Annotated in this window: 10 protein-coding genes; 3 read left to right on the top strand and 7 right to left on the bottom strand. The window is 70.0% G+C overall.

Annotated elements, in window-relative coordinates:
• The 3 genes from thrA to D7V97_RS31900 all read left to right on the top strand — a co-directional run.
• Positions 1-1870, top strand: a 1870-nt coding sequence (gene thrA, locus D7V97_RS31890) for a bifunctional aspartate kinase/homoserine dehydrogenase I (RefSeq protein ID WP_120614398.1), incomplete at its 5' end; no start/stop codon positions are given.
• Positions 1871-1903: 33 nt separating this feature from the next.
• Positions 1904-2278: a hypothetical protein gene (locus tag D7V97_RS31895; RefSeq protein WP_120614399.1), complete on the top strand. Its 375-nt coding sequence runs from the start codon at positions 1904-1906 to the stop codon at positions 2276-2278.
• Positions 2279-2307: 29 nt separating this feature from the next.
• Positions 2308-2595 carry a double-CXXCG motif protein gene (locus D7V97_RS31900; protein WP_120614400.1) on the top strand — a complete coding sequence of 96 codons (288 nt, stop codon included), beginning with the start codon at positions 2308-2310 and terminating at the stop codon, positions 2593-2595.
• Between the two features lie 3 nt (positions 2596-2598).
• Here the strand turns inward: D7V97_RS31900 and D7V97_RS31905 are convergent, their stop codons facing one another.
• The 7 genes from D7V97_RS31905 to D7V97_RS31935 all read right to left on the bottom strand — a co-directional run bounded on the left by D7V97_RS31905 (position 2599) and on the right by D7V97_RS31935 (position 11252).
• Positions 2599-4428, bottom strand: coding sequence for a hypothetical protein (locus D7V97_RS31905; RefSeq protein WP_120614401.1), 1830 nt, complete (start codon positions 4426-4428; stop codon positions 2599-2601).
• Positions 4429-4527: 99 nt separating this feature from the next.
• On the bottom strand, positions 4528-4959 hold the full coding sequence (locus D7V97_RS31910) for a VOC family protein (protein WP_120614402.1): 432 nt from the start codon (positions 4957-4959) through the stop codon (positions 4528-4530).
• Between the two features lie 14 nt (positions 4960-4973).
• Entirely contained in the window at positions 4974-5882 is a 909-nt protein-coding gene (locus D7V97_RS31915) for a helix-turn-helix domain-containing protein (protein WP_120614403.1), read from the bottom strand.
• 7 nt (positions 5883-5889) lie between these two features.
• A complete protein-coding gene (locus D7V97_RS31920; protein WP_120614407.1) occupies positions 5890-6909 on the bottom strand; it encodes an alpha/beta fold hydrolase in 1020 nt (339 codons plus the stop codon).
• Between the two features lie 38 nt (positions 6910-6947).
• Positions 6948-7763, bottom strand: coding sequence for a C80 family cysteine peptidase (locus D7V97_RS31925; protein ID WP_120614404.1), 816 nt, complete (start codon positions 7761-7763; stop codon positions 6948-6950).
• Positions 7764-7816: 53 nt separating this feature from the next.
• Positions 7817-9094 (bottom strand): MFS transporter, encoded by a 1278-nt coding sequence (locus D7V97_RS31930; protein WP_120614405.1) that lies wholly within the window; start codon positions 9092-9094, stop codon positions 7817-7819.
• Between the two features lie 232 nt (positions 9095-9326).
• On the bottom strand, positions 9327-11252 hold the full coding sequence (locus D7V97_RS31935) for a CapA family protein (protein WP_120614406.1): 1926 nt from the start codon (positions 11250-11252) through the stop codon (positions 9327-9329).
• Positions 11253-11353: the final 101 nt, after the last annotated feature.

Here is an 11353-nt window from a genome sequence, read left to right on the forward strand (position 1 = left end):
CGGCAAGACGATGTCGCTGGGGCGGGGGGGGTCGGACTACTCGGCGGCGCTGGCGGCGGCGGCGTTGGACGCGCGGCTCCTGGAGATCTGGACGGACGTGGACGGCATCTTCAGCGCGGATCCGCGGCTGGTGCCGGAGGCGTTCGCGCTGGAGGAGGTGAGCTTCGAGGAGGCGATGGAGCTGGCGTACTTCGGCGCGAAGGTGCTGCACCCGAAGACGATTGCTCCGGCGCGCGAGCGGGGCATCCCTGTGCGCGTGTGCAACAGCTTCCGGCCGGACCACCCGGGCACGCGGGTGACGGCCACGGCGCAGGCGGCGCGGCACCCGGTGCGGGGCCTGTCGTTCCTGCCGGACATCACGCTCATCAACATCGCGGGCGCGGGGTTGAAGGGCGTGCCGGGCACGGCGGCGCGCGTGTTCGAGGCGATGGCGCGCGCGTCCATCTCCGTGGTGTTGATCACCCAAGGGTCCAGCGAGTCCTCCATCAGCTTCTGCGTGGGGAAGGAGGAGGGCGCCCGCGCGGTGCTGGCCTTGGAGGACGCGTTCGAGGTGGAGCGTGAGACGGGGAAGGTGGACCCCATCGAGCAGCAGCCGGGGCTGGCGGTGTTGAGCATCGTGGGGGATGGGATGCGGCACCGGGTGGGTGTCGCGGGCACGTTCTTCAGCGCGTTGGCGGATGTGGATTGCAGCATCGCGGCCATCGCGCAGGGCTCCAGCGAGCGGAGCATCTCCGCGGTGATCTCCCAGGTGGACGGGCCGCGCGCGATGGCGCACGTGCACCGCAAGTGCTTTGGCACCACGGAGATCGTGGAGCTGCTGGTGGCGGGCGTGGGCACGGTGGGAGGGGAGCTGTTGCGGCAGATCCACCAGCAGGCGCCGAAACTGCGGGCGCATGGGTTGGATTTGAGGGTGTGTGCCATTGCCAACAGCCGGCACAGCCTGGTGGCGCCGGAGGGCGTGGCGCTGGAGGGCTGGAAGGCGCGGCTGGAGGCGAGCGAGTCTGGCTTCACGCTGGACACGTTCCGCGCCTGGGCGAAGGCGCGGCGGCCGGGGCGGCCCATCTTCGTGGACTGCACGAGCAGCCAGGACGTGGCGCTGGGGTATCCCTCGCTGATGGCGTCCGGGCTGCATGTGGTGACGGCGAACAAGAAGGCGAACTCGGGGCGGCAGGAGCACTGGCGCGCGTTGCGGGAGACGGCGTCGCGGCACCAGCGGAAGTTCCTCTACGAGACGAACGTGGGGGCGGGGCTGCCGGTCATCGACACGTTGAAGAACATGCTGCGCACGGGGGACACGGTGCACCGGGTGGAGGGCATCCTGTCCGGTTCGTTGTCGTTCATCCTGGGGCTCACGGAGGCCGGGGTGCCGCTGTCGAAGGCGGTGGGCACGGCGATGGAGAAGGGCTTCACGGAGCCGGATCCGCGCGACGACCTGGAGGGCACGGACGTGGCGCGCAAGGTGCTCATCCTCGCGCGCGAGCTGGGGCGCACGCTGGAGCTGGAGGAGGTGACGCTGGCGTCGCTGCTGCCGGAGGAGTTCGACGCGAAGGGGCCGCTGCCGGAGTTCCTGGCGAGGCTGCCGCAGGCGGATGCGATCTTCCAGCGGCGCGTGGACGCGCACCGGAAGGAAGGCAAGGTGCTGCGCTACGTGGGCAGCGTGGGGGCGGAGGGCGTGCGCGTGGGATTGGTGCCGGTGCCGCTGGAGCATCCGCTGGCGGCGGTGAAGGGCGGAGAGAACGCGCTCAGCTTCCTGTCGGAGCGTTACAGCCCCACGCCGCTGGTGATTCGAGGGTATGGAGCGGGCGCGGCGGTGACGGCGGCCGGGGTGTTGGCGGATGTGTTGCGATTGGTGGAGGGGCCGCTGCCCTGAAGTGTCTGTGTTTTATTCGATGGGAGGGTGGAGATGGCGGAGATGGGCAAGGACGAGTTCGTCCAGAAGGTCGCTGAGCGGCTGGCGCGGATGCCGAAGGACACCGCGCCGACGGGAGAGCCGTACCACCTCCTAGAAGCAGCGACGGCCGGCGGTGAGCTGACGGGCGAGCTCTGGATGGAGGGGCCCGAAGGGGGCCTCCCGGTGTTCCAGAGCCGGGCGGATGCGCTCACCGCCGTGCGGTGCATGCCCCTGCCCCAGGAGATGGGGTTCGGAGAGAACGCCGAGCGCTGGCATATCCGCGCGCTCTCCGGTGATGAGCTTCGCTACTTCTATCTCAACCCGCACTTCACGGTTTACGTCGTCCTCAAGGTGAACGACGACGGCATCGAGACGCGTCCGCTTTGAGCGTGCGAGCCCTGGCGGACTGAGAGCCCATGCCTCGTTACTTCTGGCTGCGCGATGACACAGTCGCCACTTCTCGCTACAGCGGCGATTTTGATGCCGCGCACAAATGGGGACTCCTCGGAGCCCGCACGGAGCTGCGGTTTCGTCAGAAGACGCCGCCAGACATCCTCGACGAGGCCTCGCTCCCCACGGACACGGACCTGTTCCGTGTGGGCAACTTCGCCACCGTCATCATCGGCACCGACCGCTTCAAGGACGCCGTGGAGCAGGGCGGCTGGACGGGCATCTCGTTCCGCGAGCTGCCCGTGCGCTCCTGATCGTCAGCCTTCCTTGAGGAAGGGCGGCGGGTACACGACCAGCTCCGTGGAGAGCTTGCTCTGCTCCGTCACCCACCGCGCCCAGAGCCGGGGACGCGCCTTCACGTCTGGATTCACGTCCTCCTTCTTCCGGGGACGGTCCACGCGGATGGACAACCAATTCCGGTCGCGCAGGTAGCGCGTCTCTCCGAGCAACCCCAGCTCCGTCTCAAGCCCCTTCGACAGATACTCGCGCGAGTCCTGCGACATCCAGAGCATCCCCGCGAACTCCATCGGGCTCGGAGGTGGATGGACGATGGGCGAGGACGTCGCCTGCTCGATGCACACCTGCCCCGCGGATTGCAGCGCCGGGATGAGGTGATCCGGATTGTGCGAGCGCAGCGTCGCATGCGCCCCCACGTGCACGTCTCCCGACAACACCGTCACCGCGCAGTACGCCTGCTTCGCCAACGAGAACAGGTTCATGATCACCCGCTCGCGCTCGCCGCTGTGCACCCCGGACTCCCACTGGTCCAGCATGTCGTCCCGCAGTGCGGTGATCCGACTGCCGTTCTCCACCGCCGCCCCGAAGCGCAAATGCACGAGCGGCACCGAACACACCACCAGCACGTGACGCGTCTTCTTCCCGTTCTCCGCACGCCCCCGGTACTGCTCGCGCCACGCGTCGAACGCGGCCCACTGGGGGCGGCTCATCACCGGGTACTCGACCTCCGGGGGCGACGCCTCCGGATCCGTGACCCGCAGCGTGCGGCCGCTGCGCAGGTCCAGCAGGACCAGGTCCAGGTCACACTCGGGCGTGGAGAAGCAGGCCGCCTGGAAGTAGTGCCGCGTCGCCCGGGCATCCCGCTCCGGGGCGCCCGGTGGCAGGCTGAACGATTCCTGGTCGTCCGGCTCGCGCACGCTCCGGGGCTGGTCGAGCACGCCCCGCTGGAAGGCCTCGAACGTGCGCGCCGCCGCGTCGTAGAGCGCCCGGTACCAGGGCGCCCACTGGAGTTTCTCGAGCGAACCCCAGCCGTCGATGATGTCGTGATCGTCCCACATGAAGAGGCCGGGCACGCACCGGAGCATCGCGCCAATGCCCTGCTCGCCGCCCCACCGCTCCCGGTAAAGCCTCACATACGCGGCGACCAGCACATCGCGCACTCCGTCCGGCAGCGGCGCCTCCCTCCGCGCGGACCGGGGGAGCCTCATGAACTTCTTCAACGGCTCCACGGTGTGACAGAGCGAGTCCGCGTAGAGCTGATCTCCACCCCCGAGCAGCAGCTGGAAGCCCGGCGTCTTGGCGGGATCCGTCGGGTCGCTCTCGTGCTGGCGCAGCATCTTGGACCAGAGCGCCAGCGGATCATCGATGTTGCCCCAGTTGCCCTGGCTGGTGCCGTTGCACGAGAAGAAGGCGATGTTCGGCACGCCGCCGCGCTGGGGCACCACGACGTTGGCGACCCGCAGGGGCTGCTTCGGAAAGGGATACGGCAGCTTCCCCGGGGACGGCGGGGGCTCCTCGAAGGAGCACGGCGTGCCCGGGTTCGCGGGTGACTCGAAGTGGTAGGACAGCCGTTGCGCTTCGTCCCCGCGCGGCAGGTGGACCTCCCAACGCCACACCACGCCCGCGGTGTCCTCGGGCAGCCAGGTGAAGTCCGCCACGGGGCGGGCCTCCTCGGACGCGAAGACGACCTTCCCGTCGCGGTCCTGGAAGCACAGCTTCAGGCCCGGGGGCGTGGTCGCCGACGCGCTGTCGAGGAACACGTTGACGAAGAAGCTCCAGGTGTCGTGAAGCGCCTCATCGGGCTCGGGCTTCGTCTTCGCGTACAGGATGGGCCCCAACAGCAGCTTCATCACGTCCCCCTGGGTGGTGCGGGGCCGGTGGTCCCGGCCCGACTTGAAAGCGTGTCACAAGCCCCTGCCGCCGTCGATTGGGCGACGCGGCCCGCCCGCTCATCCCTGGGTCGGCGGCGCGGCGAGCGGCTGGTACGTGCCGAAGCTCCAGACGTTCCCCTCGGGGTCCAGCGCCGTGTACTCGCGCGACCCGTATTCGGTGTCCCGCAGGCCGTAGAGGAGCTCCGCGCCCGCGGCCTTCGCGCGCGCGTGGTGCGCATCCGGGTCCGCGACGACGGCGTAGACGCCCTGGTTCTTCGCGGGCACCTGCTTCGACGAAGCCATCCGCAGCCGGTTCGCGCTGTCCACGCCGCCGAACATGATGAGCCCCTGCCCCAGCGTGAGCTCCACATGGGCGAGGGCGCCGTCGGGCGAGCGGTACACCGCCCGCTCCTCGAAGCCGAAGGCGTCCTTGAGGAAGCGCAGGGCGGCCTCCGGGTCCTCGTAGCGGATGAACGGATACAGGCTGGGCAGGGTCGTGTTCGCGGTCATGGGTGTCTTTCCTTTCACCGCGCATCCTGCCCTTCCGCCCCGGGCCCTTCTTGTACGGATTTCACCTGCGAGCCGGATTCGAAACCGCCCGCGTCCGGCAGCGAGCGGCGCAGCAGGGCGGACGGCGGCCCGCCGGTGAACTGGCGGAAGTCCCGGTTCAGGTGGGCCTGGTCGAAGTAGCCCAGCTCCACCGCGAAGTCCGCCCAGCGCACGGGCCCGCCCGCCTTCAAGCGCTGCACCGCGCGGTCGAAGCGCAGCAGGCGCGCGAGCCTCCGGGGTGGCAGGCCGACGTGTTCGTGGAACTGGTGGATGAGGTGCTTGTGGCTGTGGCCCAGCTCGCGCGCCAGCGTGGCGATGTCCAGGTTCCCGCCCGCCTGGTGGATGCGCTCCACGGCCCACCGCACCCCTGAGTCCACGGCCGGGCCGCGCTCCATGCGCCGGGTGAGGAACGCGTCCACGTGGGCGAAGCGGGCCTCCCAGCGCGGCGTCTCCGCGAGCTGCTCCACCAGTCGCCGCGCCTCCAGGCCCCACAGGTCCTCCAGCCCCACCACGCGGTGCGACAGCTCGTGCAGGGGCAGGCCCAGGACGCGCCGGGCGCCGAGGGGCGTGAGGTTCACCTGGAGCCCGTGCGACACGCCGGTGTGTTCGGTGGTGCTCCAGCGCTCGTCCAGCCCCGCGATGAAGCCGGAGCGGTGCCGCGTCACCCGCCCCGCGTCGTCCAGGTGCTTCAGGAGCGGGCCGAACTCCAGGATGACCACCACCTGGACGCCGGGCAGCTCCTGGCGGCGCAGGGGCGTGGGTGTGGCCTCGCGGTAGCCGCAGTAGTCACGGATGTGGGCGGCCAGGTGCGCGGGAGGCGAGGCGAGGACCATCTCCCAGCCGCCCCGCTCCGACGCGTGGCGCACCACGCGGATGGCGTGCATGCGCGGACTACTTCGCACCCTTGCGCAGGAAGTCCAGCAGGGCGGCGTGCCACTTCTCCGGCGCCTCGAAGTGGGGGATGTGGCCCACGTTGGGGAGCTCCACCAGCGTCGCGCCCGGGATGGCGGCGGCGGTCTTCTTCCCCAGCGCGGGGTATTGGCCCAGCTTCGGCAGGAGCGCGGGCGGCACGCTGCCCTTGCCCACGACGGTGCGGTCCTCCTGCCCAATGACAACCAACGTAGGTGCCTTCACGAGGGGGAATTCGTGCACCACGGGCTGTTCGTAGATCATCGTCTGCGTGGCGGCGGAGACCCAGGCCAGGCGCGGGTATTCGCCGCTGAGCGTCTGGCGGTAGAGGACCTGGACGTATTCGTCGTACTCGGGCTTCCACTTCACGTAGTAGCCGCGCTGGTACTTGCGCAGACCTTCTTCCGTGGCCTGGAGGTTCTCGCGGTAGAGGTCCTCGGTGGACTTCCACGGGACGCTCTCGCGGTAGTCCTCCAGGCCGATGGGGTTCTCCAGCACGAGCTGGGATGTGGTCTCCGGGTACATCAGCGCGAAGCGCGTGGCGAGCATGCCGCCCATGGAGTGGCCCACGATGACGGCCTGCTTCACGCCCACCGTGTCGAGCACCTTCTTCGTCAGCGACGCGAGCGTGTGGAAGCTGTATGCGATTGCGGGCTTGGATGATTTGCCGAAGCCGATTTGATCCGGCACGACGACGCGGAAGCCCGCGCCGGTGAGGACGCGGATCGTGTCCTTCCAGGACGCGCCGAAGAAGTTCTTCCCGTGGAGCAGCACGACGGTGCGCCCGTTGGCGTTGGCCGTGGGCTTCACGTCCATGTACGCCATGCGCACGTCCTGGCCTTCGAGGGTGACGGGCAGGAACTGCACCGGGGCGGGGTAGGGGTAGCCCTCCATGCCCAGGCCCAGCGCTTCAGGAGCGGCGCGGCGGGGCTCCTGCGCGTTGGCGGCGGGGGCGCAGAGCAGCAGGGCGGAGAGGAGCAGGGTGGGGACGCGGACGGACATGGGGGCCTCCTCGAGCACGGTGGGATGGAGGCTCCGCGTCACGTCTTGCGACCGGCGCGGTCCTCGGAGCGGGTCCTGGAACTCTGGGTCTGGTCGTCCCAGAACCAGATGATCTTCACCTTGTCGCCGTCGTTCTTCATCCAGTCGAGGTTGTCTTCATCCTTGTAGAACGTCTTGCGGCCTTCCAGCTTCAGTATCCCCTTGGAGTTCGCGAAGGCCGCGGTGGCCACGCTCACGGAGCGCGTATAGGCCGCCACCTCCGTAATGATCCGACAGGTCTTCCGGAGGTGATGGTGGAAGTCCTTGGCGAAGTTTCCAAACGTGGTGTCCACCTGCGCGTCCCCCGCCTTGCAGGACACCAGCGTGATGCGAAAGGCGGCCGTGACGCCCCACTGGTGGCGCACCGCGAAGGCCAGGTTGAAGGCGAGCACTCCCTGGATGGTGCTCCCTTGACCGTGACCGACGATGTACAGCCGGCTCCTGTTCGTCAGGCTCTCGAACTTGCCCTTGTGCTCCGTGGAGATGGTGGTCGCGCGGCCATCCAGTTCGATGATCTCCGAAGGCAGACCCATGCGGGTCGCCTTGTTGTGGAGCGCGGTCCCGGCGTCATCGACCGGACCGTAGTTCGACGTGTTGGTGAGTTTCACCACGAGCTGCCGGTCGTAGCGGCTCACCGGTGGCAGGGGCTGCTGCGGCTGCTGCGGCACGTGGTTGGGGAGCAAGTACGTCTCGTCATGAGGACAGGCCACCCCACAGCGGTTGCACCACTTGTCTCCCGAAGGAACGGGCGAGAGCGTGATCTCGTTGAAGTAGCCCTTACAGCTGGGACATTGGAAGTCGTGCAGGTAGTACATGGCTGGACCGGCCTGCCAGCCTATCAGCCCGAAGCCGGAGACGACGTACCAGGTCAGTGCGCGTTGTCTGAAAACGGCTGCACTTCGGCCTGGAGCGTGAGCTCGTTCTCGAAGCGGGCCGGGCGCAGCAGGCGCGTGGTGAGCACCAGGGCCAGGAAGATGGCGCTGGTGCTGAGCGTCACGAAGCGCAGCCCCACGCGGTCCGCCAGCGCACCCTGGAACCAGACGCCCAACGCGTAGCCCGCGCCCAACACCATGCTGTAGAGGCTGCCCATGCGCGCCTGGAGCTCGCGCGGCATCCGGTTCTGGCAGGACGCGCTCAGGCTGCTCATCAGCACCAGGTAGTTGGCGCCGAGGAAGAAGATGCACACCGCCGCCACCTGCAGCGTGGGCGCCAGCCAGTAGATGCCCGACAGCACCGCGATGGTCGTCGCCGAGTAGCCCCGCAGCTTGCGCTGGCCGAACAGCTCCGCGAGCGTGCCCACTCCCAGCGCCGCCGTCACAGCGCCCGCGCCCTGGCAGGTCACCAGTAAGGACGTCGCCGCCGCGCCCTGGCCCAGCTCCCGGATGGCGAACACCGGCACCAGCCCGATGAAGGGCGCCACCAGCGCCGCCACGAAGAAGGTGGCCGCCAGCACCAGCGAGATGTCCTCGTCGTCGCGCGCCACCCTGATGCCGCGCCAGATGCCCGCCCAGAGCGGTTCGAACTTCGCCGCCACCTCCCGCGCGGGCGGCACCACGCGGGAGAGCGCCAGCACCACCGCGAAGAACGACAGCGTGTTCGCGAGCAGCGCCCACGCGGGCCCGCCCGTCTGCAACACCAGCGCGGCCAGCGTGGGCCCCAGGATGCGCCCCAGGTTGAACTGCGCGGAGTTGAGGCTCGTGGACAGGTGCAGCTCCTCCGGCGGCACCAGCTCCGCGAGCAGCGCGCTGAAGGCCGGATAGGTGAGCGTGCTCGCGCACCCGTTGAGGAACGAGATGACGCCGATGATGGACACCGTGAGCTGGCCCCGGAACGCCAGCACCGTCAGCACGCCCGCGAGCGCCATCTGCAGCAGCGCGCCCAGCGCCGCGTACGCGCGCCGGTCGAAGCGATCCGCCAGCGCGCCGCCCACCGGCGACAGCAGCACCGCGGGCAGGAACGACAGCGCGACGATGCCTCCCGTCCACTCGGCGCGGCCCGTCGTCTGCGTGACGTACACGCCCATCGCCACCGTCTCCATCCAGGTGCCGATGTTGGACACGAGCGCGCCCAGCCACACCGCGAAGTAGCCGGGGTGGTCGAAGGGGCGCAGCGAGGCGAGTCGGGGCAGTCGGTGGGATGAAGGCACGGCGGTATTTCTCTTAGCGCACGTCGCGGCGCCTCGCCCGGCACGGCGCGGCACCCTTGGGGGCGCAATGAAGCGGAAGGGAGTCCAGGCAGCAGCGCGGCTTCAACGAGCCCCGCCTTCCTCGACAGCGACGCGCGGGGCGGGACGTTCCGGACGCGTCACGCGCTCCCCACCCACCGCGGAGGCCGTGGGTGGGGGTGCGGCGTTGTCGGGAAGGGGAGGGACGTCCCGCTTACGGCGCGGAGCCCGCGGCGGTGATGGGGGCCTTGCGCGGGGAGAGGCGGCCGTCGTCGGCGATGCGGGCGCCCGTGTCCGGGAAGTCCTCGTTGGAGAGCTTGCGCACGAGCGAGACGACGTTGGCGTCGGGGTCCGGCTGCGCGATGCCTTCGCCCACCTGCTTGGTGGGGAGGATGCGGCCGGTGGAGAAGCGGCCCCGGCTGTCCAGCTCCACCTCCAGCACCATGCCCAGGCCCTGCGGACCCTTGAGGTTGAAGCGGCCGTAGGTGGCGAAGTTCCCCATGGAGTAGGCGATGAGCCGGCCCTGGTAGAACTCCATGGCGCGGGCGACGTGGGGCCCGTGGCCGAGCACCAGGTGCGCGCCGGCGTCCACCACCGCGTGGGTGAAGGCGCGCAGGTCGCCGCGGTCCTCGCCGAAGAACAGCTCCTTGCCTTCGGGGACGTGCAGGGCCTTGCCGCCCTCGGCGCCGCCGTGGAAGGAGACGACGACGATGTCGTGCGTGGCGGCGACCTGCTTCACCAGCGCCGTGGCGTTGGGGAGGTTGTTCAGGTGGTTGCACCCGGCGGACGTGTGGAAGGCCACGAGGCCGATCTTCAGCCCGTTGCGCTCCAGCGTGGCCACGCTGCCCGGCGGACCGCTCCAGGCGATGCCGAGCGCGTCGAGGGTGGACTCGGTGGCGCGGCGGCACTCCTCGCCGAAGTCACCGGAGTGGTTGTTCGCGGTGGAGACCACGTCCACGCCCGCGTCCTTGATGTACTGGCCAAACGAGGTGGGAGAGCGGAACGCGTAGCAGTTGGCGGGCGAGCGGCACTTGGTGGTGCGGCCGGTGTCGCACAGCGGGCCTTCCAGGTTGACGAAGGTGAGGTCCGCGTCCTCCAGCAGCGGGCGCACGCTGGCGATGACGCTGCCGCCGCCTTCCGGGGGCAGGTAGCCCTCCGGCACGGTGGTGCCGAGCATCAGGTCGCCGGTGGCGCGGATCCGCACCTTCGCGCCCGGGGGCGGGGGAGGGCGGGGCGTGCCGTCCACGGGCTGCGCGAGCCGGGCCTGGAGCACGGCCTGGTTGCGCGCCTGCGTGAGCGCGGACTCCAGGTCCGGTTGATCCGGCTTGAGGGTGCGCACCTGCGTCCACTGCGCGAGCGAGTCCGACCAGCGGCCGTCGACGGAGTAGGCCCAGCCCAGCTCCCAGCGGCAGTCGGCGCGGGACGGCGCGGCCTGGACGCACGCGGACAGCTCCGCGATGGCGGTGTGGCTGTCCTTGGCCCGGAGGGCTTCCACGCCCCGGGCGTAGTGCGCGTCCGGGTCACCCACGGTGGCGAGGCCGGGCGCGGTGCCGGACCGGGAGCGCATCGCGACGGCGGCGGCGCGCAGGGCCGCGACACTGGCGTCCACGGCGATGCGGCCTGCCTCGGAGAGGGTGTCGGTGCCCGGGGTCTGTACCGTCGAGGGCGCGGCGCCCGTCGCGGGAGTCGTGGTGGACGGCGTGTCTGTGTTTGAAGTGGGCGCGGCCAGGCCGGCGGGCATCCGCAGGGAGACGGTGGTGGCCGTGCCGTTGGCGAAGCTCACTTCGGAAGCACGGGGCGCGATCCCTCCGGCCTGCACGATGCCGCCGTTGTCACGCGCCTGCGGGGTCGCGGTGGGTGAAGGGTTCTTCGCCGCGGCCTGCACCGAGGCGAGGCCCGCTGCGTTGAGTTGCGCGGTTCCCATCATGGCAGTGCGTTGGATGTTCGCGGCCGCCTGCACCGAGGCGAGGCCCGCTGCATCGAGCTGCCTGGCTCCGACGTTCCGAATCACGGAGCGCACGGAGGCCGTGCCCGCATCGCGGAGGAGCGCGGTGCTGGGACGCTCACCTGTGGAGAAGTTGTGGGGGACGGAGGCAGCGGGCGCGGCGAGCGCCAACATCAACAGGACGGACGGGGCCATGGCCCTCGCATCTTACGGCAAGGCGAAGGGGCGAGGGCGGCACCGCTGCGGCCGGCTCGACAGCAGCCGGGCAGACGACACCCCCACATCCCCTCCAGCCC

The sequence above is a fragment of the Corallococcus sp. CA053C genome (genome assembly GCF_003611675.1).
Lineage (GTDB): Bacteria > Myxococcota > Myxococcia > Myxococcales > Myxococcaceae > Corallococcus.